A 24,949-nucleotide genomic window follows, 5' to 3' on the forward strand; every position below is an offset into this window, starting at 1 on the left:
CAACGATGCCGTCCCCTACTTAGGTTTAAACATATTCAAATAAACCCGCCGACCAATCACAATAAACAAAACAAAAATTCCCAATGTCACCGAAAAGAAAATCAATAACACACTCCCCTGAGTTTTAAAGAACCGATTCATCCAACTTTCTGCTGGTTTTACTGCAGCCAAGGTTGTCGTCGCTGGCGCATTATCAGTCACTTGTATGGGCGCACCGTTTAACAAATACGTTCCACGCCGATAACTGATCGTCGCTGTTCCACTCTTGAGCATCGTCGTTGTCATTTGTTGTGCAGGGTCAAACCACTGATAGTTCATTCGGCTGAGTTGTCTAGTCAAATTGTGTAAACTCGTTTCACTATCTGGCATAGTCATTGTAAGTGCGGTGGGAATGGCAAAATTCAGCGCTAACTTACTGAGCTGATCACCAGATTTCAGCGTTTCAAAGGATTTAGCACTAACCCCATAAAAGGCCTGATCAAATACCGTTCCTTGATTATCTTGATGGGCATAAGTCGTCACCTTAGGATCGGGTAATAAGAGAACCTGATTCGCCTTAGTTAAAGCGTTCTGGCGGTAGACCCTGTCCTGGTTCCAATAAGCGGAAGCACTAATTCCAACTGGATAAACCTGATTCTGTGCTAACTGAATGACGTAACTGTCCATCAACTTGCTCAGTCCAGGACCGCTACTTGCCGTAACACCACCAACGACAGGTGTTTTTAAGAAAATAACCCCACCACGGTTTTCGATTAACCGTAAAACTTTGGCAAAGCGTTGATACGCTTTGAATTTGCCATTAGTGCCAACCGTTGTTGTGCTAACCGCAAATGGAATCCCTTGTTGATATAAGGTCGCACTGAGTTTATTCAACAAATTAAGATTAGAATACGGCGTTACCTTAGTAATCGTTAACAATGGTTGATAATGACTACGGGTACCGAATAATGTTGCCATTGTCTGAGTAGCTAACACTAAACTATAACCTCCAGTTGAAAGATAAGGTAGATAACCGTATCGACCAACGATGGTTCCATAAGGATATTCATGTTTTAGCGATGATTGTGCCCTCAAATAGCCGATTGTTTTGGCCTTAGCGGGTAACTTTGTGAGTGCCGTCATACTGCTCATAAATGGTAATAATTGGCGAACTTGTTGATCATTGCTCTGAAGAAAGAACTGTTGTTGGTAAACTTTGACCGGTTGGGCATTCAATTGTTGGGCCTCAATAGCGGTCAGATTTGTGCCAATATGCAGCTTCGTACCGCTGAACTGCTTACGATCCTTGATAAACGCTGCATTGTTGAGCTTAGTCTGCGGCCAGTTAATTAGCGTAATAACGCCTTGATAGTGTCGTAGTTCGCCAGCATGATAATCTTCGGCCGCCACCGTTTTGATGCTAATGTGTAGACCGGTCAGGATTCGTTGAATCATCGCGATTTTGGTTTGATCATTATTGGCCACATTCCGCGAATCATAAACCAGCATAACGTGTGTTGCTGATGTTTGAGCGTGGATCTCTGTCGGCAATAACCAGCTACAAAGTATAATGACACCCATGATTACCAACTGCCATAACCGCTTATGCATCTTGGTCCTCCTCTCGATAGGCATGCCACAAACGGTGATTTAAGGTATCCGAAATAAACAGCAAGACAATTAGATCAATGCTAACCGGAACCATAAATAAATGTTTTGCTAAGTCTGCATCACCATCACCAATGATTGAAATAATTGGCACAAAAATAAAAATCGACAAAAAACCTAATACTAAGAAAAACCGCAAGACGCCTTCGATTCGCTGCTGACGCAAATCATTATAAAAACCAACCAGATAAACCATCACTAACGCAACTACTAGAAGACAATTAAAGGCAAACTTTTGTGGAAAAAAAGCCCCGGCAATCTGACTATACGTTGTAAAGAATGTTAGTTGTTTTCCTGCGGGTGCTCCTGACGCTTGGGTGTAATCCCCAACCGCTTTAACTTGAGTAATCATGACATCGGCGGCGGCAAGATCCATCAATTTGCCAAACTGCTTCAGATGAGTCGCATAATACTTTAATACCCAACCAACTCCCAGCTTAGAAACCAAGTTTTTCTTAACATAAGAACCAGAAGCTTGAATCGTCGCAAACTGTTTAGCGTAGTAGTCTTGTGACTGCATTAAGGCATACTGCTCATCAATCCCATTCTGAGCAAGATCCTTACTAGGATCATCGGTTTGGGTCAAGATGCCGTGCGAAAAAGTCTGATAGGTATTGATATCCACAAAGTCTTGACCGATCAATTTATAGGTCAGTCCACCCGTGATCAAGATCATGACCATTCCCGCAAGCAAGTACACACGCATTGCGTTAAAGTGTGGCAAAAATAGTAACCCAATCGTCACGACCACAAAGCTCAATGCTAGCGGGGCGTTTTGTGACTTGTTAGTTATCAATAGAACTGTACAAACAAAATACAATGCAACGAGTGGCCACCGCCGCCGATATCGTTGTCGCGCTAGCAGTAAGACGGCTGAAAATGAGATTAAAGTTAGTCCTAACATTTGGGGCTCAGCAAAAAAAGAATTTAAATACAATGTAAATGAAGAATCACCAAATACTAGAACGACTAATCCCGCAATCAGATAATTTCGAAAACGCTTGGCAGGATACGTCAAAGCATCCGTCAATAAATAAATGCCACCCAGATAAGGAATCACATTCACAATACCCATAAACCGGATATCAAATACCGTCTTACTATAAAATAATTTATTGAGACCGATAGCCACTTTCACAAATAAGGGCTGAGATGAAAAGTTCACCGATCGATAGTCGTTGTAGTACTTCATCAAGCCAAATTTCTGCGTTACAAAATCAAAATAGTTGTAGTGCGTTCCCAGCAACTTATAAATACCATTGGTATACATCGCCCGATAAAAATCGCCATTATCAGCCAGTCCGTTAATGGGCGGTACAAATGCCACATAAGCAGCCAAACCAGCACAAAGTAAAGTTGCGAGTAGTGGGGGTGGCATTAGCTGTTGAAACAGCCGCGTTGCGCGCCAAAATTGTTGTTTTAACTTAGTCACAAAGATTACCTCAATCTCTAATTAAACGCTGCGTTTAGCGCCGTCAAATTACTATATGAATACACTTGCTTGGTTTTGACATCCCCAATACCACCGTTAATCGGCGAACTGTCTTGCTGTACCTGCAATCGCCAAACATTATTCATCGCAACTTGATAATGCTTTTCATCACCCAGCGTCGCAAAGATCGACGCCGCTAACGCATAGTTGGCCGCTGATTCACCACCAACACTCACCGTGCCCCTTGTCGTATAACCGTTTGCTAAATCACGGTGGGTGACCCGTTGAATCAGCCATCGCCGACTAGTCGCTTTTAGGTGACCAACTTCTGCTAAATGCAATAAGGTTTCCAAAGCCTCTGATGTATTCAGGTTACCATCACTATATTGGCTAGTGGTCCATTGGTAACTTTTTGCATACAAGGGAAAAACATCACCTAAATAACCGCCCTTAAGGACAATCAATTGCTTCTTATACGCACTCCGGCCCTTCTTAGTATCTTGTTCAAAATACTTAAGTGTTCGTAAATCAAAGTAAGCTAAACTGCCCGTCGTAGTTGCCTTACGCGCATGAACATCGTAATAATCGACCAGGTGCCCATCCTTGATTGTTGTATTGACCAGATTCTGATAACGTTGCGTGGCTTTCTGGCGATAATGATTAGTATGATGTGCTTGATCATAAGTAAGTAGCGCACGGATTATCCGTAAATCGTCCAACGTAGCGTTGACCGCATACCGCTTCTTGGTACGTGGATCATAACGATAACTGAACAACCCGTTTTCATTAAAGGTCGCTTTCGTCTGGCGATAGAATTGCCGAAATTGTGCCCATTGGCGAGTCGTAACCAGGTACTGTAGCCACATCCCCGATGACTCACTCAACATTTCATGACCAGTGGCCGTTGCAGTCGTCCGTTTACGCGTATCTAAATAGTTCGTATAAAGCCCTTGCTTCGTCAAAAGTCCTCGTTTAATAAATGCAGCTAGTTTTACCCGCCGTTGCTTTGACACCTTAGTCGCATAGGCCGTCGTCGTTACAAATCCACTTGGCGCATGTCGTGGTGTACTAACCGTAGTTTGTTTCCGACACCCACTGACAACTGCAGTCAGCATCACTAACACGACCAGCCACCCAAGGTAACGCAGACGTCCTGGACGTCTATTGTAAATCCTTGTCATTTTGCTTGGCCCAATCGCCATAGGCCGTAATTCGTGGGTGATTGCGGCCTGCCTGGCGTTCTTGTTCAATCGCTTGTTGGGCGACGAGGTTCAGATAATTGAAGGGTTCATCAAAATTAGGTGAGAATAACATATCCACAAATGCTAGATCATCGATGGTGTTTCCATTTTGAATCGCGATTGATAACGCATTAGCAGACTGTGCCACTTCATGCGCACTTAAGAACTGAGCACCGAGAATTTTACGATTTTCCGGATTATAAATTAATTCAATCATCAGTTTCGCCGTACTTGGCATGTAAGCTGGTCGCCAGTTGCCCTCATAAGTCACCCGTTCAGCTGGAATATGATTCAATTTCGCCATTGCCAGTGTTAACCCCGTGGTTGCCAGCGTGTGATCGAAGAGTTGCATGGCCGATGTCGCTTGAGTCCCCATATATCGTTGCTGGTTACCAAAAACATTGGCCCCCGCTAACGCACCCTGCCGAACCGCATTGGTTGCTAATGGCGTATAAGCCGAACGTCCAGTTGGATTGAAGTTAACGACACAAGAATCACCAGCAGCGTAAATATCTGGGTCAGAGGTCTGAACGTAATCATTGATGATAATGGCACCGTGCTTATCCATCTCAACTTGACCGCGTAACAGTTCCGTATTGGGAACAAACCCAGTTCCGACAATTGCTAAATCAGCATTAAAATCGCCTTGATTGGTTTCAATGACAAGTTCACCATCATCATTACCAGTAAAGGCAGTTACTTGGTGATTCAATAGCACGTTCACGCCATGATCTTTTAATAGCTGAACTGCTTGGTCTGAAATTTCTTTACTAATGTAATTATTCAAAATTTGATCATGCGATTGGAATAACGTTACTTCATGATGTGTATTCGCATAACTTTCAGATAATTCGGTTCCAATATAACCCGCCCCAATGATTGCGATCCGCTGATTGTCTTGGGCTGTTTGGTAAATTTCCTGTGCTTGGCTGTAGGTCTTGCATAATAGGACCTTAGACTCATCGATTCCAAAAATCGGCGGGACCGCAACATTTGAACCAGTCGTCATAATCAATTTATCATAAGTATCGCCAAACACTTTTCCAGTAGTCATGTCAACCACTTGTAAGGTCTTCGACTGGGCGTCAATTTTTAACACGTTATGTTTGGTTCTAACCATTGCCCCCAACTTGGCTAACGTTTCTGGTGACGAATAGAACATATCCTCCAAGTGATTGACCTTTCCCCCGAGATAAAGGTAGATCCCACATGATAAGAATGAAATATTGTCATCACGCTCATAAATCGTGACCGTAGCCTCCGGATGATCCTTCAGAATTTGTGCAGCCGCAGCGGTCCCCGCATGCGTACATCCAACAATTACAATCTTCATTTCATTTTGCTCCCAATTATAATTTTATTTATTTAACCATAGGTATATTATAACCGCTTTACTGCGCAAATACATAACTCTAGTTAATATAAATACAGGTCATGATGAAACATAACTACTTTTAAAAACCAATCAGCGATACGCTGGCAAGCAGTTATTCTCACAATATCGTCCATACCAGCTTTGCCAGGTAACCACTAATTGACTTTTTACTCATTTTCAGAAAATTACCTTGTTCACCAAGCAGTTTAGCACAATCATCATTAGCCCAATTGATAATCGATACCATGCAAAAAAAAGATGGTGTCAAACAGTTTCACTTATTCATTTTTTGGTATAGTATGTATTAGGAAGCATCAAATCGTGTTAATTCAAGTCTAAGGAGTTCCCTTATGTACCGCTATTTTATTCAGCCCCAGTTAGATAAATTTAATAATTCACTGATTGGCTACGAGATGCTGATTCGCTATCGTGAGACTGATCAGGACCGGTGGACCTTACCAGAAAGCTTCGATAATATTCCGATCGATGTACAAGTCAGCTTACTAAAGGCTACGGCTAGTGAGCTTGCATTAAAAATCGGGTCAGTATCAATTAACTTTAATCGCAAGCAATTTCTAAATGATGATATTGCTGCCGCAGTCATTGATGCTCAGAAAAAGCTATTCCCGGTTCATGTTATCGTCGAAGTCACAGAAGAACCCGGTGAAGATACGTTTACACTGGCGGCGATGCAACAACAAATTGATAAGTACAAGGCTAACGGCCTACAATTTAGCATTGATGACGTTGGCACGGGAATCAACGTTTACGACCACATTAAACCGCTACTCGAATCGGCCGAAGAAATCAAATTCGCCATGCAAAACTTTCGGGCCGAAGATCGTGAAAACGAGATTCCCATTCAATTAAAATTCTGGCGCGACATTGCGGTACAACATGATATCCGGTTAATTCTAGAGGGTGTTGAAAACGATGCCGAAGATCAAATGGCGAATGACTTAAATATTTCACTACGCCAAGGTTATTATTATGGCAAGCCCCATTTATTCAAATTAAAAGCCGACCACTAGGTGCCAGCTTAATTAGTGAATCGCAATTATTCAGCAGTTAACTAAAAACAACCGTGAAATCTTAATAGATTTCACGGTTGTTTTAATTAATCAAGTATTATTTAGTTGGTTTCTTCGTTGTTTTAGGAGCGGCGCTATCTTCTTTAGATAACTTAGCACCAAGATCCTTGATGTAAGTCCGCAAGTCAGCCTTAACATCCGGATGAGTTAACCCGTATTCGATCGTCGTCTTCAAGTAGCCAAACTTGTAGCCAACATCGTGCCGAGTCCCCTTAAATTCATGGGCAAAGACCCGCTGAGTCTTGTTCAACGTATCAATGGCATCCGTCAATTGAATTTCGTCACCCTTACCAGGTTTTTGGTTTTCAAGAACATCAAAAATTTCTGGTGTTAATAAGTAACGACCAATGATAGCAAGATCACTAGGCGCATCTTCAGGTGATGGCTTTTCAACAAAGTTATTAACGTTGTATAGGCCCGGTTCCTTTTCACTTTCAGGATTGATGACCCCATACTTAGAAACTTCCTCATGAGGAACCTTCATAACAGCTAACGTTGACGCATGTGTCTTGTCATAGCTATTCATTAACTGTTTGGTTAACGGTACTTTGTCTTCCATTAAATCATCACCAAGCATGACGACGAAAGGTTCGTCACCAACGAAAGCTTTAGCCGTTAAAACGGCATCGCCCAAACCACGTGGATGTGATTGCCGGATAAAGTACAAGTTAATGTCTGTGGTTTCTTGAACCAGCTTGAGCATTTCTTCCTTGTGCTTAGCCCGTAAGTTATCCTCTAATTCTGGGTTAGAATCATAGTAATCTTCAATACTACGCTTGCTCTTACCCGTGACGATAACAATGTCTTCGATCCCCGATTTACGAGCTTCGTCAACAATGAACTGAATCGTTGGTTTATCAACGATTGGTAACATTTCTTTAGGCATCGCCTTAGTAGCAGGCAAAAACCGTGTTCCTAATCCGGCCGCTGGGATAACGGCTTTTCTAACTTTTGACATGTGATAAATCCTCCTAAAAATAGTGAAATTAGTTTGGAAATTCCTACTGAATCTCAGGTTTCCCCTCGCGCCGCATCAATTGTGGAATGACTTCCTTAATGTCGGCACTCTTATATAATACATCATAAATCGCTTCAGTGATGGGCATTTCGATATTTTGTTGCTGTGCAAGCTCGTAAGCGGCTTTAGTTGACGGGATACCTTCAATAACCATGCCCATGGTATCAATCACCGTCTTGAGGTCCTGACCAGCACCTAACTCATTACCAGCGCGCCAGTTACGCGAATGGACACTAGTTGCCGTAACAATTAAATCGCCAACACCGGATAAACCGATAAATGTCAACGGCTCTGCGCCCAACGCCACTCCGAGCCGACTGATTTCAGCTAAACCACGAGTCATTAAGGCTGCCTTGGCGTCATCACCATAGCCCAGGCCGTGTAGCGCACCAGCACCCAGGGCAATGATATTTTTGAGCGCCGCACCTAGTTCAACACCAACCACGTCGGTATTCGTGTAAATGCGGAAATAGTCATTCATGAAGAGTTGCTGTACTAATTCGGCTGCAGATTCATCGGCGCTAGCCGCCGTAATCAACGTAATATCGTGGCGGGCCACTTCTTCAGCATGACTAGGGCCCGATAAGACAACGATCGCTTGTCGTAATTCGGCGGGAATTTCTTCTGCCAAAACTTGCGACAGCCGCTTGTGTGTCTCTTGTTCGAGTCCCTTGCTAGCATGCACAATAATCGGCCGCTGATGGGTCTTGGCAAGCACGGCAGTCACTTGTTGGGCCACTTCGCGAATCGCTTTGGTTGGTACGACAAACAAGATTACATCCGCACCATCAATCGCCTGTGTTAGATTAGAATAAGCAGTCAACGTTTCTGAATATTTAAAATCAGGAACGTATCGCTCATTCGTGTGTTGCTCATTTAATTCTGTGACTTGGGCCGGTGAGTACGACCAGAGCCGCACTGAGTGGCCATTTTCATCCAACAGATTTGCCAAAATGCTACCCCATGAGCCAGCACCTAAAACGGCAATTTTTTTCATCATTCAAATAACCCTCTAATCTACTTATTTTCTGCGACAACCTTTTGACCAGAACCAGCTAAATACCAACGATTATTCGGATTGTGACGCCGGCGCCAGATCATTAAGCCAATGCTACCAAAGAACAGTACCACTGACAACGCTTGTGAGACCCGAATAACGTTAAATAACATGAGCGAGTCAGTCCGCATCCCTTCTGTGAAGAAGCGACCAAAGGCGTACCAAGCAACATAAGTCAAGAAGACATCACCCTGCTTATACCAATGTGTGCGATGACGCGTGAGCATCAGTAAGGCAAATCCTAATAGATCCCATACCGACTCATACAAGAATGTTGGTTGCCGATACGCGCCACGGATATACATCTGGTTAATCAGCCAATCAGGTAAGTGCAAGCCTTGTAAGAAACTCAGACTAGTCACTCGACCAAAAGCCTCCTGATTCATAAAGTTACCCCAGCGACCAATACCTTGGCCCATGATCACCGTTGGTGCGGCAATATCAAGCATTAGCCAAGTTGGGATAAAGCGTGACCGACAGAATAAAATGACCACAATTCCGGCGCCAATCAAGCCACCATAGATGGCAATTCCACCATCCCAGATACGGATGATTTCACCGGGATTCTGACGATAATATGACCACTGGAAAATCACATAGTAAGTCCGCGCCGCAATTAAAGTAAACGGAAGTGCCCATAAAATCATATCGTAAATGTCATCGGGCCGAACACCCCGTCGCTGACCTTCACGTACTGCTAGTGCAACCGCAATGACGACGGCACTAGCAATAATGACGCCGTACCAATGGACCTGAATTGGTCCTAACCGCAGTGCAATTGGGTTAAGTGCCCCTAAAACGGTATTCACGCTACTGCCATCTCCTTATTACTTGTGAGAATCATGCACGGAATTCGTTTTGATCAACTTGTTCAAGTTATCGTCAAAGACCTTGGTCGCATCGTAGCCCATGCTCTCGGCCCGAAAGTTCATGGCCGCTGCTTCGATAATGATTGCTAGGTTACGTCCAGTCTTAACTGGAATCGAGATTTCAGGAACTTCAACATCAAAGAATTTCCGGTTCTGTTCTCCATTTCCTAGTCTATCAAATTGCTTATCAGGCGTCCAATTCTCAAGGTGCACGATAAGGTCAATGTCGGTATCTTGACGAACAGCCCCAGCGCCAAAAAGATTCATAACATCAATAATTCCGATACCTCGAATCTCCAATAAGTGATTCAAGATTGCGGGTGCTTCACCGACAAGCGTTTGTTCATCCTGTTGATAGACATCGACCCGGTCATCAGCAATCAAACGATGCCCCCGTTTGACTAATTCCAGGGCCGTTTCACTCTTCCCAACACCGGAATCACCAGTAATCAGCACACCTAATCCATAGATGTCAACTAATACCCCGTGGACAGATTGTCGTTCAGCTAATTTACCTTCCAAGTAATTCGTCATATTACTTAGAATCCGTGATGATGTCATTTTCGTTCCTAAAATCGGCACGCCATTTTCCTCACCGGCTTGCACGAGTTCTTCTGGAACGGGTAACCCCGTTGAAATGACGAACGCGGGTGTGGTTAACTGACACATCTTACGAAAAATCATCAGTCGTTCATCATGACTCATATTTTTCGAATAAGCGGTTTCAGTTTTACCTAGCAATTGCACTCGTTCACGAGGATAGTAGTTGAAGTAACCGGTCAACGCCAGCCCCGGACGTGAAATGTCGCTCGTTGTAATATCTTTCTTTTCTAATAAGTCAGCGCCATGATACACATCCAGGCGCGTATTTTTCACCAAATCGGCAACGGTTACACTTCCTGCCAAAAGAATCCCTCCTAATTGTTCCACTAATAAAAAAGTGTGGCCCGCGTTGTCCAGTCGCGCCATTACGCTACCCTTTCAAGCGGCCACACTTTTATGACTGAAAACGGATTATTTCTATCTTCTAATCTTAGCACTTTAAAGCGCTTTATTCACCATCAACGCCGTCTTTCGCGAAAAAGTTGGAAACAATCACGTTAGCAATTGACATGAGAATCGAAACAACCATCGCCATGCCAAAACTCGAAAAGCCGAAATTGGCCTTACCCACAACGTAGGATGTCATCTGAAGCATAAAACCATTGATGACAATACTGAATAGCCCGAGTGTCAATAACGTAATCGGTAACGATAATAACAGCAAAAACGGCTTAATAGCGGCGTTTAAAATTGCAAGCACAAAACTGGCAATTAAAGCCATCCACACACTTGCAACGTGAAAACTGCTCTGAAAAAAGCCAGCAATCGCAATAAATAAGATTGTATTGATTAAAATTCGTTTCCAAAAGCCCACTGTATAATCACTCCATTAATCTTAGTGACGCGGATCATCCTCTTCATGAACGTTATGAATCTCTTTGCGCCCATGCGCTTGCGGTTTAGCTTGAGTACCGGTACTTTGCCGCATCTGTTCGAAGAAACCCGTATTGTCTGGTTTACTTGGGATAATTGTCATTAATACTAAGTATACCAAAACACCAAAGCCATGGGTAACCAAGGTTAAAATAACGTAGAGTACTCGTAGAATCGTTGCATTCCAGTTCAAATATTCAGCAATGCCCCCGAGGACGCCGGCGAAAACGCGATTATTAGATTTAGTTAACTTTTGTTTTGTATTTGATTTCATCGTTAGACGCTCCTTATCAGTTTATCTAACCATATCTTACTAATTGTAAAAGCCGGTTGCAAACTAGACGACCGGCTTTAAGCAATTATTTATGATTAGTTACACTAAATTAGAACTTTCTGGATTCAATTCGATAATCTCACCAGTATTCAAATACACGATCCACTCACCAATATTAGTTACTAACGCCCCGATGCGCATTAGGTAAGTTGCAACATTCAGGTAATCCGTGGAACCGATGACCGTCTCAGGATGGCGCTCCATCTTGGAGATCCCCTTCTCATTAATACGATCATACATCTCCCCGACTTTTGCGTCTTTAGCTGCGACCCGGCGTGCTTCCTGATCATCACTTTTGACGTAAGCTGCCAACATCTCTTCGACCATCTTTCGCACGCGATTCCCCATTTCTGATAACGCTGCTTCAATTTCAGGGACGCGCACATTTCCTTTGACCCGAATCGTAGCGTGAGCAATATTACGTGCATAATCGGCCATCCGTTCCAATTCAGAGACGGCTTTCAAAATGGTGACAATTTCTCGCAAATCAGAAGTGACGGGTTGGTATAACGCAATCATCTCAAATGATTTCTGTTCTAGTTCAACTTCCCGTTGGTTGATTTTAGCATCATTATCAATGATTTCTTGTGCGAGGTCGCGGTCATGGTCGATAAACGCCTTGACTGCCTTTTCAATCGTCTCGCTAACCATCATTCCCATTTCAGTGAAGTTTGCATCAATATCGTTTAGTTCATCATCAAAAAGTCGTCGCATGTTTTTTTCCTCCTAACCAAATCGTCCTGAAATATAGTCATTGGTTTCCTGTTTAACTGGATTCATGAAAATCTGTTTCGTGTCGTTGACCTCAATTAATTCACCATTCAGGAAAAACGCCGTTCGGTCAGAAATTCGTGACGCCTGTTGCATGTTATGCGTAACAGTTATGATAGTGTAATCCTGGCGCAAATTCAATAGGGTTTCTTCAATCATCCGACTCGATATCGGATCAAGTGCACTAGTGGCCTCGTCTAAAAGGATAATATCAGGTTCGACGGCTAGGACGCGTGCGATACAAACCCGTTGTTGTTGCCCACCAGACAATGATAGCGCATTGGCATGCAACCGGTCCTTAACTTCATCCCAAATTGCAGCCTGCTTCAGACTTTTTTCTACCGCCGCGTCTAAGCGTTCTTTATCATGGACTCCTGCCAACCGTAACCCGTAAATGACATTCTCATAAATTGAGAATGGAAAGGGATTCGGCTGTTGAAACACCATGCCGATTTCTTTACGCAATTGAACCGTATCGGTCGTGGGCGCATAAATATTGTGACCATTGAAGTTCACCTCACCCGTGATCGTTACATTAGGAATCAGATCGTTCATCCGGTTCAAGCAACGTAAAAAGGTGGATTTACCACAGCCAGAGGGCCCAATCAAAGCCGTGATTCCTTTATCATCAAAATCAATGTTAATTCCTTTGAGGGCCTCTTTTTTACCATAAAATAATGATAAGTTCTCGGTCGTTAAAATTGTACTCATGAACGGTCCTCCTATCCAAAGTTTCCGGAAATATAGTCATTCGTCAGATCAACCTGAGGATTGGTAAAAATCTCACCGGTCTCTGAGTATTCTAGGACTTTGCCGAGGTTAAAGAACGCGGTATAGTCGCTAATTCGAGATGCTTGTTGCATATTATGCGTCACAATAATAATGGTATAATTCTGCTTTAGTTCTAACAAAGTATCTTCAATTTGACTTGTCGATACTGGATCCAAAGCACTCGCTGGTTCATCGAGCAGTAAAATGTCTGGCTTGATTGCAATTGCCCGAGCAATACAGAGTCGTTGTTGCTGCCCGCCAGACAGAGCTAACGCACTTTTATTTAAGTCATCTTTAACTTGGTCCCACATCGCCGCTTGCCGTAAAGACCGTTCAACAATTTCATCCAAGTCTTGTTTCTTGTTCATTCCGCGCTGGCGGAGTGCAAAAGCAATATTCTCATAGATTGATTTGGCAAACGGATTAGGCCGTTGAAACACCATGCCAATGTGCCGGCGCATCTCATAGACATCAATATCATTACTGTTAATATCTAAGCCGCGATACATAATTTTGCCCTTAACCGTTGCAATACGGTCATTCATTCGGTTTAGCGAACGCAAGTAGGTTGACTTTCCGGAACCGGATGGGCCAATCAACGCACTAATCTTATAACGTTCAAACTGTAAATCGCCCTCTGAAATAGCCTCGGATTTACCATAAAAGACGTGTAAATCCTCAGTTGAAAGCGCGATTTCATGATCTTTAGGATCAAACGCCATGATGTTACGTTGTGTCGTCGTCATTGTGTTATCTGCCATCAAAACGGCCTCCTTTATTCAGCGGTTAAGTGTTTGTACAAGCGTTTGCCAAGCCAACGAGCTAAGAAGTTAAAGAGCAATACCGCAATAATTAATACGGCTGAAGCTCCCGCCGAAACGGCTTTCGCGTCCGGCATAATTCCTTCTGAGTTGATCTTCCAAATATGAACGGCCAACGTTTCGGCTGGACGTAGTGGACTGAGTGGACTACTGATATCAAATGGATTCCAGTTACCAAAGTCCAAGGCTGGTGCACTTTGACCCGCAGTGTAGATTAAAGCTGCGGCTTCACCAAAGATCCGCCCGGCACTCAAGACGACCCCCGTTAAAATGCTTGGTAAGGCAGCGGGAACTACGATCTTCGTCACTGTCTCCCAACGTGATAGCCCTAACGCGTAGCCGGCCTCCCGTTGATTATCTGAGATATTGGCGAGTGCTTCCTCAATACTCCGGGTTAAAATCGGTAAGTTAAACACGGTCAGCGCAAACGCCCCGGAAAGAATCGAGAAGCCTAACTTGAACTGCACTACAAAGAACAAGTATCCGAACAGCCCCACGACTACGGATGGCAATGAACTCAGAATTTCAATGGTCGTCCGAATCAGGCCAGTCACCGTATTTTGCGGCGCATATTCATTTAGATAGATCCCCGCACCCAGTGAAATCGGTAATGAAATCAATAACGCTAAAAATAGTAAGTAGAAGGAGTTAAACAACTGAATGCCAATCCCACCACCCGCTTCAAAAGCCAGGGCCGGCGACGTTAAAAAATGCCACGAAATTTTGGGCACCCCTTGGATCAGAATGTATCCCAATAGGGCAACTAAGATGATGACCACAAAGGCTGCGACGCCGTATAGCACGCCAGTGGCAATTTTATCGATGCGTTTAGCGTTCATGGTTTAATTTCCCCTTTCGACCAATGTAGCGAATGACTAAGTTAAAGACTAAGGACATCAATAACAGGATCATGGCTAATGACCACAATGCATTATTTTGTAATGAACCCATGACAGTGTTCCCGATTCCCATCGTCAAGATACTTGTCAAAGTTGCGGCTGGTGAAACTAGGTTATGCGGCAACAACGTCGCGTTCCCAATCACCATTTGGACCGCCAGAGCTTCCCCAAAGGCGCGGGCCATCCCAAATACGACGGCAGTCAGCATGCCAGGAATGGCTGCCCGCAGGACGACTTTATAAATTGTTTGCCAGCGCGTCGCCCCTAGAGCTAGCGAGGCTTCTCGGTAATAACGGGGTACCGAATTCAGCGCATCCGCCGTCATTGACGTCACGGTCGGTAAGATCATGACAAATAGCACAAAGGTCCCAGAAAGAATCCCGTAGCCACTACCCCCAAACGTATTACGAACAAACGGTACGACAACTTGTAGCCCGATAAATCCATACACTACGGATGGAATACCAACTAATAGTTCCGTAACTGGCCGGAGAATCTTCGCCCCCCGCCGTGGTGAAATTTCGGTCATAAAGACCGCCGTCCCGATAGCAAACGGTGTGGCAATGAAGGCCGAAAGAATCGTAATCAAAAACGATCCAACAATCATCGGTAGTGCCCCCACAGCTGGTTGTCCATTCGTTCCGACTGTTCCGGGGTTCCACTGCGTCCCACTCAGAAATTGCCATAGATTAATGTGATTTTGAAAAAAGGTTGCTAACCCCCGTGATGCAACAAAGTAGAAAATCAAAAAGACAATCCCGACAATTAGCGCTAGACAAACTAGACTAATGGCCTTACCACGCCGTTCAATTTTACTAGCAACTGATTTTTTTAATAAGCTTTCTCGAATTTTATCCATGCGCTCTCCCTCATTTCATAACTGAAACTTTACCGGCCGCATTCCGCTGTACTTGCATGTCATGGACCGAAATATAACCTAACTGCTTGACTAACTTCTGCTGAACAGCGGTTGATAAAATGTAATCAATAAATTTTTTGGTTAACTGATTGGGGTGCTTCCCCGTATATAAATGTTCGTAGGACCAGATGTACCAGCGATTATTCCGCACATTTTTTTCGGTTGGCCGAATACCATCAACATTGACGGTCTGGACTGAGTTGTCTAAGTAAGAAAAAGCCACATAACTAATTGCGCCAGGTGTACTAGCAACAATTGACCGAGCTAATCCTGACGAATCTTGTTCTTGGGAATCAACACTCTGATTACCCTTTAAGGCGTATCGCTCAAATGTCTTCCGGGTTCCGGAGCCTTGAGCACGGTTAATTAACGTAATCGGTAAATTACGTCCACCAACTTCACGCCAATTCGTGACCTTGCCAGTAAAAATCTGAATGAGTTGCTGCTGCGTCAAATTGGTAATGCCCGCCTTTTTATTAACGATGGGGGCAATACCGACGACGGCTACCCGGTGATCAATTAACTTGCTCGCTGTAATGCCAGACTGTTCTTCGGCAAAAATATCAGAATTACCGATTGCCACGGCCCCCGCCTGAATTTGACTGAGTCCCGTTCCAGAGCCACCACCCTGCACATTGATAAACACACCGGTATGGTTGCTGCTGTATTGTTCACCGGCTGCTTCAACCAGTGGCTGTAAGGCCGTTGATCCAACCGCGGTAATTGATTCACTGGCACTAGTTCGATCACGATGTGTGTACCCTAATCCAACTAGTCCAATGATCGCGATTAACACGATTAATTGGATGACCCGACTTTTTCTCATAACTATATACCTCCTACCCATTGTTCATATTCAATAATACAAAGTTTGTGTAAATGCTTTATATGAGTTTTGTAAAGATTGTGTAAACGTCGATATATTTTTAATTATTACCGGCTTTTAGCCCCCAATTATGAAAGGAAAATTAAAAAAGTGCACAAAAAAACGATTTTCAAGGTTTACATTTACCTTAAAAATCGTTATCAATTCGTCTGGCTTAATTACGACACATTCAATTCTCAACTAATGACATCTTTTGACTCAGCAATACAACTCATACCGTCACCACGTCATCATTTGATAGACCACCAGTTACAATCAGAACTGTCCGTATGCTTAACGCCTTACTACTGCTCGGAAGCACTCGCAGCTAGTGGCAATGTAACTGTCATAGTTGTCCCAACGCCCCGTTGACTGACAACGTCGATTGTTCCGTGCATTGCGTTGACCAATTCTTGAACAATCGCTAATCCGAGTCCAGTCCCACTCACAAGTTGCTGTGAACGTGACGGACTCGCCCGATAGAAGCGTTCAAAAATACGCTGTTGATCATCGGCACTGATACCAATGCCCGTATCTTTAACTATCAGCGACCACGTTTGATGACTGACCATGGTGGCAATCGTCACGCTACCATGAGGTCGATTATACTTGATTGCATTCGTTAACAGATTTTTGATGATCTGACTCAACTTCTGTGAATCGCTCGTTATCATTAGATCAGCATCGACTTGGTTATTGATCGTTAAGTGCTGACGTTCGATTGCCTGCTGAACTACAGCCAGTTCCTGTTCGATCAATGGTCGAACAGCAAGCGGAGCTAAGGTTAACATCGTCGTATTCTGAGCACGAATTCGCGATAGCGACAGAACATCCTGAATGAGATCAATCAACCGTTGACTTTCATCCGCAATAATATGCAAGAATTGGTCAAGCGTGTCCGGATCATCCTTGGCACCACTTAACAACGTTTCAGTGAAACCGGAAATGGCTGTAATCGGCGTCTTCAACTCGTGGCTAGCGTTGCTGACAAAATCATCCTGCATTTGTTCAATCATATAGACTTCAGTGATATCATACAACATCAGGACAATTTGAAATTGTGAACGATTGCCTTGGATATAAACGGTTGAAGCCTCGACAACCTGCGTGTTAGGCGCTGGGGTCAGCGTAATCGTTGCCCGTTGATTTTTGCCACTAGTAATCGTATCTTCAATCAATTTAGTCAACGCGTACAGCTGAATATCCTTGGTATAAATGTGGGCCACCGTATTAACCGAGACTTGCAATAGTTCACTCATCGCCGGATTAGACAGTTGAACCTGTCGCCGGTGGTCAATGACCATCACTCCCACAGGCAAGTACCGCATAATCATCATTAACTCTTTTTCTTGCAGTTCCGCACGGCGCGTCTGACTTTTTTGATAACTCTCTAACTGGTTGACCGCTTGTGCTAGGCTGTATAAGGGGTCCGATTGTGGCAATAAGATATGTGGTGGAAATTGCTGGCTACTCATCTGACGAAGCTTAGCTTCCATACGGTCGATCGTGCGCTGCCGTTCACTTTGTTGCCGCCAAGCGATCAAGCCCTCGATTACTGCCAAAACCAGCCAAGCACCAACTAAACAACCGACTAGGCGCCAGGACCACTTAATTGGCGAAAAGTGCTGCAACACGACCAACACGATCAGAACCAGTAACACATTTTCCATGAGCAATAACCGTGTCGTCTGTTGCCAGCGATTATGCATGGCCGTCACCCACAAATTCGTAGCCAAAACCCCGGACCGTCCTGATCAACCGTGGCTGCTTGGGATCTGCTTCAATCTTTTCACGTAAATGTGAGATGTGAATATCAACGATCCGCGTCTCACTAGCATAGTCGTAGCCCCAGACGTGATTTAAAATCGCATCACGACTGAGAACCCGACCTTCTCGTTCAACAAAATACACAAGTAATTCAAATTCCTTTGGTGTCAAGCTGATATTTTTCCCGTTGCGCGCGACTCGGTATTTGTTTTGATCAATCTGTAAATCACCAACAAGCATTACCGCACGATTAGCAGGCGGCATGGGTGCCGGTGGTGTCACGGGCTCGTCCGGCGTTGTCCGCCGAATAACTGCTTTGATCCGAGCGAGCACTTCGCGGGGTGAAAACGGCTTGGTTATATAATCGTCCGCACCTAATTCCAAGCCGAACACTTTATCAAACTCATCATTTTTAGCCGTCACAATAATAATAGGCGTCTGAACCTTTTCTTGTCGTAACTTTTTTGTTACTTCCATTCCATCGAGTTTCGGCAACATCAAATCTAACAAAATACATGTAAATGATTGGGCCAGGCCTAATGACAACGCGTCCGCACCATCCGTCGCCGTCACAACTTCGTACCCCGCCTGCTTCAAGTTATATGATAATAACGTGACGATAGCTGGTTCGTCGTCTACCACTAAAATCTTATCCATGGTCATTAATCCTCCTGATCAGTGAATAACACAATTCCTAACTCGTGTGGGGCGCCATTATAGATCGCCGTTTCGGTAATAATTAATTCCTGTTGCCGATTGCGCACTTTGAGGTGAACATACGTCGGACTTTTCAGTAGGGCCGCGTAAAATTCAGCTTCCGTATTAACTGGTTGCCGGTTACATTCCAAGATAATATCTCCTAAATCGAGATTTAATTTATCCGCGGGCGTGTGGGGGCGTAACCCAATCACCCGCACACCTTGTTCAGTATCAGAATATCGAAACTGTTGGTGTCGATCATGATAACGGTGCTGTGCTAAGATTCCCCAAGTTAGCACAACGATTAATCCCATCAATGCTAGCAACCACTGCGGGCTGAGCACTGCAAAACGGGCAATGATTGCAACTAAAACACTCGCGAGTGTTACCCAACCATAGCGGGCCGCTAACTGCCGCCATGCAATTTGTGGCAGCTGCTTATAAACGCGAACACTCGTCCCAACTAATAAAGGCAACAATAAAATGCTGAAGGATCGCTCGCCAACCATAAACACAGGCCACCAACTGATAGTTGCGTGTAACCAATCACCGGGGACCAGTACCCCAACTGGTAAGACCAACAATTGTTGCCACTGGTAACGAACAAGTCGCTTTCCACGTTGGTCGGGCTGTAGTTGCGGTGAACGGCCCTCATAATCATAGTGTCGTAACAAGACCGCCGTAGCCGCCAGCACGATGGCTAATAACAATAGTCCGTTCACCACCAAATTGCCACTCATACTGGTCATGGCAACACCGTGCCGTTGTAAAGCGCCCCCCACCGTCGTTAATTCCGGGCTCATAATCCAATAAACTAACCAGCTGAGGCCAAAAGCGGTCACTGGTACCAGTGCACCAGGAATAATGATCAAGCTAATGGCCGCCACTACTTCGTATATAACCACCCAGATGGGGGCCACCACTAATCCCAATGCCAAGCTAATAATTGTCATTAGAACTCCTAGTAAACAGCCATCCACTAAAAAGTGGTGGACTTCAACTAATTGTGGGTTGATAGCACTCTGAAAATGCTGCCGTTCACTCTTCACCCGCCGTTTAGCGGTTAAATAACTACGCAGCAATCCTAACCAAACTAGCGGTTGTAAAAGAAACAATTCAAAAATCTTTAATACCTGCATGTGCGTGACCCCTAACGTTAAACTCTGAAGTTAGTATAGCATTTTTGCCCAAGGAGACCAACGCCGTTTCAATTCCGTCAGTCCTGCTATTACCGCTTTAATATCTCTATATTATAAGACTAGTAGCCAAAAAATACTAAGACGACCTGCGCAATGATAGGTCACCTTAGTATTTGTGCAATCTATTGCGGATTACGCTGGGCTAATTTCCATTGTAAGTAAGCATCCATAAACGGATCAAGATCACCATCCATGACAGCCTGCCCATCATGTGATTCATAATTAGTCCGGTGATCCTTGACCATCGTATACGGATGAAAAACGTAGGAGCGAATTTGTGAGCCCCACCCAATGTCCATTTGCTCACCTTGGATGGCCGCCCGTTCCTTAGCCTTCTTCTCTTCTTCACGTTCGTACAACTTCGCTCGTAACATGTTCAATGCTGTTTGTCGGTTCTGTAATTGTGACCGTTGCGCTTGACTGGCAACGACAATTCCCGTTGGCACGTGGGTAATCCGAACCGCTGAAGAAGTCTTGTTGACATGTTGTCCACCGGCCCCACTGGCTCGATAAACGTCAATCTTCAAATCTTCAGGTCGAATATCAACATCCACGGTATCATCTAACTCAGGCATCACATCAACACTCGCAAAAGATGTGTGGCGCCGACCAGCCGCATCGAACGGCGAAATCCGAACAAGACGATGAACCCCTTTTTCTGACCGCAAATAACCGTAAGCATTGTGGCCGCTAATTAATAAAGTCACACTCTTAATGCCTGCCTCATCACCAGCTTGGTAGTCAACAGTCTCGACTTTGAAATTGTGACTCGCAGCCCAGCGCGTGTACATTCTTAGTAGCATCGCACCCCAATCTTGGGATTCGGTCCCACCAGCTCCAGGATGGATTTCTAAAATAGCGTTATTGCGGTCGTACGGACCGTCCAAAAGTAAGTTGAGCCGGTACTGTTGTAAATCATGTTCAGCGTGCTGAAAGTCCGTTTCAAACTCAGCCTGCATCTCAGCATCGGGTTCCTCACTCAGTAACTCATAAGCGACTGCCAAGTCACCGACTTCATCAGCTAATTGCTTAAACGTATCATACTTTCCTTTCAACACGTTATTCTCATCGATGACTTTCTGGGCGGCAGCCTGGTCGTCCCAAAAACCGGGTTCGGCCATTCGAGCTTCATTTTCTTGAATGCTTTCGTTCAAAGCATCTAAGTCAAAGCGACCCCCTAAAGTCGTCGACAGCACTTTGCATTTCTTCAATCAGGTGTTTATATTCACTTAATTCCACAAAGGACCCTTCTTTCAACTTATTTATTAATTATTTAATATCTGGTTTAACTGTAAAACGAGCCTAAGACCTTAGTCTTAGACTCGCTAGCACTAACGTTAAATTTTAACGTTGAATATTTTGGCGAATTTCAGACTTCATGAAGAGTCGCGTCGTATCATAATCAATATCCGCAACCATTTCTTCAAACATCTGGTAACCGTCTCGTTGATATTCAACTAACGGATTCAATTGACCATAGCCCCGTAAACCGATCGATTGCCGTAATTGATCCATCGCATCAATGTGATCCGTCCAATGAGAATCGACCACTCGCAGAATAACGACTTTTTCAAATTCTAGCATCTGACCCGCATCGTAAAGCTGTTTAGCCTTGTCCGCATAAATCTTATCGACCCGGTCCATCAAGTAAGCTTCAACCTCTGCTGGCGACTTACCTTTCAAGTCAGCCACACTAATTGAATCTTCCTTCACTATAGCAGCTTGGGCAAAGTCAACAACTGCATCTAAATCCCAGTCCTTGGCATCGCCTTGCATGTGTAACTGAACGGTCCGTTCAACGGTCCGCTTGATCATTGGCATGATAACGGGCTTCAAAGATTTTTCTTCCATAATGACTTGTTGCCGCTCGCCATAAATCACTTCACGTTGAGCCCGCATAACATCATCATATTGTAAAACGTTCTTCCGGGAGTCATAGTTGTTCCCTTCAACCCGTTTTTGAGCGGACTCAACCTGTCGAGTAATCATCCGTGATTGAATAACCGCATCATCATCTTCAACATTCATCCGTTGCAGGAAGTTCTTGATTCGTTCTGAACCGAACCGTAGCATCAAATCGTCTTCAAGTGAGAGGTAGAATTGTGACATACCAGGATCACCTTGTCGACCAGCACGGCCCCGCAATTGGTTATCAATCCGGCGGGACTCATGACGTTCAGTCCCAATAACGGCGAGCCCCCCGACTTCTTTGACACCAGGTCCCAACTTGATATCGGTCCCCCGACCAGCCATGTTGGTGGCAATGGTAACCGCACCACGTTGACCGGCGTTTGCAACAATGTCAGCTTCCTTCGCATGGTTCTTGGCGTTCAAGACCACGTGCGGAATGTTTTCCTCATCCAAGCGATGCGACAAGTATTCTGACGTTTCCACGGCAACGGTCCCAATTAACATTGGTTGGCCCTTTTCATGGAGTTGTTTGATTTCTTTAACGACCGCGTTGAATTTGCTTTGTAACGTTGGGTAAAGCAAATCTGAACGGTCATCACGAATCATCGGGCGGTTTGTTGGAATCGTAATAACTTCCATGTTATAGATTTCGCGGAATTCTTCTTGTTCCGTCTTGGCCGTCCCAGTCATCCCAGATAACTTTTTGTACATCCGGAATAAGTTTTGGTACGTGATATTCGCCATCGTCTTGGTTTCTTCTTGAATCTCAACGTGTTCCTTAGCTTCAATTGCTTGGTGTAACCCGTCTGAGAAGCGCCGACCATCCATGATCCGCCCCGTAAAGGAATCAACGATCAACGCCTGACCGTCTGAAATCACGTAGTCTTTATCTTTCAACATGATGTAGTTCGCACGCAAAGCTTCATCCAAGTAATGGTTCAACGCCGTATTATCAGTATCGTAAAGGTTTTCCAAGCCAAAGTATTTTTCAGCCTTCCGAATCCCTTCGTCTAATAATGCGACCGTCTTAGATTCCAAGTCAACCTTGTAATCTTCATCCTTCGTCAACGTCTTAGCAAAACGGTCAGCCCGCTTATACATTCCCGTTGTACCTTCTGATTGACCAGAAATGATCAACGGTGTCCGGGCTTCATCAATTAAGATTGAGTCAACTTCATCAATGATGGCAAAATTAAGTGGTCGTTGCACCATGTCTTCACGGTAGACCACCATGTTATCACGTAAGTAATCGAACCCAATTTCACCGTTCGTCGAATAAGTAATATCGGCGTTATAAGCGGCACGTTTTTCTTCAGGCGACTTTTCAGCCCCGTTGATTCCGACGCTCATCCCTAACCAGTTATACAGTTCACCCATTTCAGTCGCATCACGCGCTGATAAGTATTCATTAACTGTTACAACGTGAACACCCTTACCAGAGATGGCATTCAAATAAACTGGCATAGTGGCCGTTAAGGTCTTCCCTTCACCAGTCTTCATTTCAGCAATGTCACCTTGATGCAAAACAATTCCACCGAGGATTTGAACGTGGAATGGGTATAAACCAAGTACCCGCTTCGCACCTTCACGCGCCGTTGCAAATGCTTCGGGCAGCAAATCGTCGAGCGATTCGCCCTCCTTGTACCGTTCACGAAATTCTGGGGTCTTCGCTTGCAAGTCAGCATCACTTAACTTGCCGTATTCGTCGGCATAAGCTTCAACTTTATTAGCAATCTTATCCAGACGCCGAATAGTCCGCTTGTCGCTTTCAACCCAGCGTTTTAAAATGTTGGCCATTTACGTATCCTCTCCAAATAATTAATCTTAATTTTAATTTCAATTGTCCATTTCAAAATAAAATACCATCTGTCATTTTACCATTATTTACTAGCAATGAAAACCACAGGCCCCTATGTAACCGATACCGTCGACCGTTTTATTTACATCCTTAACTAAATATTAGTCTTTAACCACAGCCCAACAATCACTGACCCGTGTTCTTTAATTCTATCAATATTTGCTTAACTGTCTTGAGTCGCTGGCAAAAACGTGCCGTGAGTCGAACTTCAGCTTACTAACGCGGGCTAAGTCACTCTCATGATCACAATATGTTATACGGGCGTTCCGGGATAAAAATAAAGAACTGGTCAACTGACCAGTCCTCATAAGTTGCGCTTTTAAAATTAGTGATTGTCGTCGGTTTCAATCAAACCGTAACGACCATCGTTACGCCGATAGACGATGTTAATTGCGTCCGTTTCCGCGTCTTCGTAGATAAAGAAGTCATGGCCGAGCATATCCATTTGCAGAATCGCTTCTTCATTATCCATTGGCTTTAAAGCCACTCGCTTCGTACGTACAACGTCTAACTTATCGTCCTGATCATTGTCGGCAGCGGCAACTGTTTCATCAGTCGCTGCAAAATCAATCGCTTTATAACCCTTTTCACGGGATTTGCGGTTAACCTTAGTTTTATACTTGCGGATTTGGCGTTCCAACTTGTCAGTAACCAAATCAACACTAGCATACATATCAGGAGAAGTTTCTTCTGCCCGGAGAACTAAATAGGGAAGTGGAATGGTGACTTCGACTTTAGCCGTCTTGTCTGGGTGAACTTTTAAGTTGACATGGGCAATTGAGTCAACATTATTGTCAAAGTACTTCTGTAACTTACCCACCCGTTTTTGAACGTAGTCCCGAATTGCTTGGGTCACTTCGATATTTTCACCGCGAATATTAAAATTTAGCATAGATCTTCTCTCCCTTCACACACATTGCTGTGTACCC

23 protein-coding genes are annotated in these 24,949 nt (G+C 44.3%); 1 reads left to right on the forward strand and 22 read right to left on the reverse strand.

The window, feature by feature from the left end; genetic code table 11:
* Positions 1-15 precede the first annotated feature (15 nt).
* From E5260_RS12355 to E5260_RS12370, 4 genes are read right to left on the reverse strand one after another with little or no spacing between them, the layout of a single operon-like run.
* Complete coding sequence (locus E5260_RS12355; protein ID WP_003641016.1) at positions 16-1,590, reverse strand: hypothetical protein; 1,575 nt, start codon at positions 1,588-1,590, stop codon at positions 16-18.
* A complete protein-coding gene (wsfD, locus tag E5260_RS12360) occupies positions 1,583-3,079 on the reverse strand; it encodes a glycan biosynthesis hexose transferase WsfD (RefSeq protein WP_003641015.1) in 1,497 nt (498 codons plus the stop codon). The genes E5260_RS12355 and wsfD overlap by 8 nt, the downstream gene beginning before the upstream one ends.
* A gap of 17 nt (positions 3,080-3,096) precedes the next feature.
* Positions 3,097-4,260 carry a glycosyl hydrolase family 8 gene (locus E5260_RS12365; protein ID WP_003641014.1) on the reverse strand — a complete coding sequence of 388 codons (1,164 nt, stop codon included), beginning with the start codon at positions 4,258-4,260 and terminating at the stop codon, positions 3,097-3,099.
* A complete protein-coding gene (locus tag E5260_RS12370) occupies positions 4,241-5,653 on the reverse strand; it encodes an FAD-dependent oxidoreductase (RefSeq protein WP_003641013.1) in 1,413 nt (470 codons plus the stop codon). The genes E5260_RS12365 and E5260_RS12370 overlap by 20 nt, the downstream gene beginning before the upstream one ends.
* Positions 5,654-6,045: 392 nt before the next feature.
* Here E5260_RS12370 and E5260_RS12375 point away from each other — a divergent pair, with 392 nt between their 5' ends.
* The gene (locus tag E5260_RS12375; RefSeq protein ID WP_003641011.1) at positions 6,046-6,726 is read left to right on the forward strand and encodes an EAL domain-containing protein; all 681 of its coding nucleotides are present in this window, start codon (positions 6,046-6,048) and stop codon (positions 6,724-6,726) included.
* Positions 6,727-6,823: 97 nt separating this feature from the next.
* Here the strand turns inward: E5260_RS12375 and galU are convergent, their stop codons facing one another.
* From galU to hpf, 18 genes are all read right to left on the reverse strand, one after another.
* The gene (gene galU / locus E5260_RS12380) at positions 6,824-7,744 is read right to left on the reverse strand and encodes a UTP--glucose-1-phosphate uridylyltransferase GalU (RefSeq protein ID WP_003641010.1); all 921 of its coding nucleotides are present in this window, start codon (positions 7,742-7,744) and stop codon (positions 6,824-6,826) included.
* A gap of 43 nt (positions 7,745-7,787) precedes the next feature.
* Complete coding sequence (locus E5260_RS12385; RefSeq protein ID WP_003641009.1) at positions 7,788-8,804, reverse strand: NAD(P)H-dependent glycerol-3-phosphate dehydrogenase; 1,017 nt, start codon at positions 8,802-8,804, stop codon at positions 7,788-7,790.
* 17 nt (positions 8,805-8,821) lie between these two features.
* Complete coding sequence (gene lgt, locus E5260_RS12390; protein ID WP_003641008.1) at positions 8,822-9,670, reverse strand: prolipoprotein diacylglyceryl transferase; 849 nt, start codon at positions 9,668-9,670, stop codon at positions 8,822-8,824.
* An 18-nt stretch (positions 9,671-9,688) separates the two neighbouring features.
* On the reverse strand, positions 9,689-10,636 hold the full coding sequence (hprK, locus tag E5260_RS12395) for an HPr(Ser) kinase/phosphatase (protein WP_003643956.1): 948 nt from the start codon (positions 10,634-10,636) through the stop codon (positions 9,689-9,691).
* A 145-nt stretch (positions 10,637-10,781) separates the two neighbouring features.
* Positions 10,782-11,147 (reverse strand): phage holin family protein, encoded by a 366-nt coding sequence (locus tag E5260_RS12400; protein ID WP_003641006.1) that lies wholly within the window; start codon positions 11,145-11,147, stop codon positions 10,782-10,784.
* A 21-nt stretch (positions 11,148-11,168) separates the two neighbouring features.
* The gene (locus E5260_RS12405; protein WP_003641005.1) at positions 11,169-11,480 is read right to left on the reverse strand and encodes a PspC domain-containing protein; all 312 of its coding nucleotides are present in this window, start codon (positions 11,478-11,480) and stop codon (positions 11,169-11,171) included.
* A gap of 99 nt (positions 11,481-11,579) precedes the next feature.
* A complete protein-coding gene (gene phoU / locus E5260_RS12410; protein WP_003641004.1) occupies positions 11,580-12,254 on the reverse strand; it encodes a phosphate signaling complex protein PhoU in 675 nt (224 codons plus the stop codon).
* 12 nt (positions 12,255-12,266) lie between these two features.
* Complete coding sequence (pstB, locus tag E5260_RS12415) at positions 12,267-13,022, reverse strand: phosphate ABC transporter ATP-binding protein PstB (RefSeq protein ID WP_003641003.1); 756 nt, start codon at positions 13,020-13,022, stop codon at positions 12,267-12,269.
* Positions 13,023-13,033: 11 nt separating this feature from the next.
* Positions 13,034-13,843 carry a phosphate ABC transporter ATP-binding protein PstB gene (gene pstB / locus E5260_RS12420; RefSeq protein ID WP_003641002.1) on the reverse strand — a complete coding sequence of 270 codons (810 nt, stop codon included), beginning with the start codon at positions 13,841-13,843 and terminating at the stop codon, positions 13,034-13,036.
* Positions 13,844-13,857: 14 nt separating this feature from the next.
* On the reverse strand, positions 13,858-14,742 hold the full coding sequence (pstA, locus tag E5260_RS12425; protein WP_003641001.1) for a phosphate ABC transporter permease PstA: 885 nt from the start codon (positions 14,740-14,742) through the stop codon (positions 13,858-13,860).
* The gene (gene pstC, locus E5260_RS12430) at positions 14,732-15,661 is read right to left on the reverse strand and encodes a phosphate ABC transporter permease subunit PstC (protein WP_003641000.1); all 930 of its coding nucleotides are present in this window, start codon (positions 15,659-15,661) and stop codon (positions 14,732-14,734) included. The genes pstA and pstC overlap by 11 nt, the downstream gene beginning before the upstream one ends.
* 10 nt (positions 15,662-15,671) lie before the next feature.
* The gene (locus E5260_RS12435; protein WP_011101150.1) at positions 15,672-16,547 is read right to left on the reverse strand and encodes a phosphate ABC transporter substrate-binding protein PstS family protein; all 876 of its coding nucleotides are present in this window, start codon (positions 16,545-16,547) and stop codon (positions 15,672-15,674) included.
* Between the two features lie 344 nt (positions 16,548-16,891).
* Positions 16,892-18,295 carry a two-component system histidine kinase PnpS gene (pnpS, locus tag E5260_RS12440; RefSeq protein ID WP_003640998.1) on the reverse strand — a complete coding sequence of 468 codons (1,404 nt, stop codon included), beginning with the start codon at positions 18,293-18,295 and terminating at the stop codon, positions 16,892-16,894.
* Complete coding sequence (locus tag E5260_RS12445; RefSeq protein ID WP_003640997.1) at positions 18,288-19,016, reverse strand: response regulator transcription factor; 729 nt, start codon at positions 19,014-19,016, stop codon at positions 18,288-18,290. Before E5260_RS12445 ends, pnpS begins: the two co-directional genes overlap by 8 nt.
* Positions 19,016-20,191 carry a membrane protein gene (locus E5260_RS12450; RefSeq protein ID WP_003640996.1) on the reverse strand — a complete coding sequence of 392 codons (1,176 nt, stop codon included), beginning with the start codon at positions 20,189-20,191 and terminating at the stop codon, positions 19,016-19,018. The genes E5260_RS12445 and E5260_RS12450 overlap by 1 nt, the downstream gene beginning before the upstream one ends.
* A 182-nt stretch (positions 20,192-20,373) precedes the next feature.
* Positions 20,374-21,490, reverse strand: a protein-coding gene (gene prfB, locus E5260_RS12455; protein ID WP_096641376.1) for a peptide chain release factor 2 whose coding sequence is annotated in 2 segments (ribosomal slippage) — positions 20,374-21,417 and positions 21,419-21,490 — 1,116 coding nt in all. Because the reading frame shifts where the segments join, the coding sequence is not laid out codon by codon here.
* A 105-nt stretch (positions 21,491-21,595) separates the two neighbouring features.
* Positions 21,596-23,959 (reverse strand): preprotein translocase subunit SecA, encoded by a 2,364-nt coding sequence (gene secA, locus E5260_RS12460; protein ID WP_003640994.1) that lies wholly within the window; start codon positions 23,957-23,959, stop codon positions 21,596-21,598.
* Positions 23,960-24,345: 386 nt separating this feature from the next.
* Positions 24,346-24,912, reverse strand: a complete 567-nt coding sequence (gene hpf / locus E5260_RS12465) for a ribosome hibernation-promoting factor, HPF/YfiA family (protein ID WP_003637821.1) — start codon at positions 24,910-24,912, stop codon at positions 24,346-24,348.
* Between the last annotated feature and the right edge of the window lie 37 nt (positions 24,913-24,949).

The sequence above is a fragment of the Lactiplantibacillus plantarum genome (assembly GCF_014131735.1).
GTDB classification, from domain to species: Bacteria; Bacillota; Bacilli; order Lactobacillales; family Lactobacillaceae; genus Lactiplantibacillus; species Lactiplantibacillus plantarum.

Coding starts and splice junctions, on each gene's coding strand:
- E5260_RS12355 (WP_003641016.1), bottom strand. CDS start 1,590: ATGCATAAGCGGTTATGGCAGTTGGTAATCATGGGTGTCATTATACTT.
- E5260_RS12365 (WP_003641014.1), bottom strand. CDS start 4,260: ATGACAAGGATTTACAATAGACGTCCAGGACGTCTGCGTTACCTTGGG.
- E5260_RS12370 (WP_003641013.1), bottom strand. CDS start 5,653: ATGAAGATTGTAATTGTTGGATGTACGCATGCGGGGACCGCTGCGGCT.
- E5260_RS12375 (WP_003641011.1), top strand. CDS start 6,046: ATGTACCGCTATTTTATTCAGCCCCAGTTAGATAAATTTAATAATTCA.
- galU (WP_003641010.1), bottom strand. CDS start 7,744: ATGTCAAAAGTTAGAAAAGCCGTTATCCCAGCGGCCGGATTAGGAACA.
- E5260_RS12385 (WP_003641009.1), bottom strand. CDS start 8,804: ATGATGAAAAAAATTGCCGTTTTAGGTGCTGGCTCATGGGGTAGCATT.
- E5260_RS12405 (WP_003641005.1), bottom strand. CDS start 11,480: ATGAAATCAAATACAAAACAAAAGTTAACTAAATCTAATAATCGCGTT.
- phoU (WP_003641004.1), bottom strand. CDS start 12,254: ATGCGACGACTTTTTGATGATGAACTAAACGATATTGATGCAAACTTC.
- pstB (WP_003641003.1), bottom strand. CDS start 13,022: ATGAGTACAATTTTAACGACCGAGAACTTATCATTATTTTATGGTAAA.
- pstB (WP_003641002.1), bottom strand. CDS start 13,843: ATGGCAGATAACACAATGACGACGACACAACGTAACATCATGGCGTTT.
- pstA (WP_003641001.1), bottom strand. CDS start 14,742: ATGAACGCTAAACGCATCGATAAAATTGCCACTGGCGTGCTATACGGC.
- pstC (WP_003641000.1), bottom strand. CDS start 15,661: ATGGATAAAATTCGAGAAAGCTTATTAAAAAAATCAGTTGCTAGTAAA.
- E5260_RS12435 (WP_011101150.1), bottom strand. CDS start 16,547: ATGAGAAAAAGTCGGGTCATCCAATTAATCGTGTTAATCGCGATCATT.
- pnpS (WP_003640998.1), bottom strand. CDS start 18,295: ATGCATAATCGCTGGCAACAGACGACACGGTTATTGCTCATGGAAAAT.
- E5260_RS12445 (WP_003640997.1), bottom strand. CDS start 19,016: ATGACCATGGATAAGATTTTAGTGGTAGACGACGAACCAGCTATCGTC.
- E5260_RS12450 (WP_003640996.1), bottom strand. CDS start 20,191: ATGCAGGTATTAAAGATTTTTGAATTGTTTCTTTTACAACCGCTAGTT.
- secA (WP_003640994.1), bottom strand. CDS start 23,959: ATGGCCAACATTTTAAAACGCTGGGTTGAAAGCGACAAGCGGACTATT.
- hpf (WP_003637821.1), bottom strand. CDS start 24,912: ATGCTAAATTTTAATATTCGCGGTGAAAATATCGAAGTGACCCAAGCA.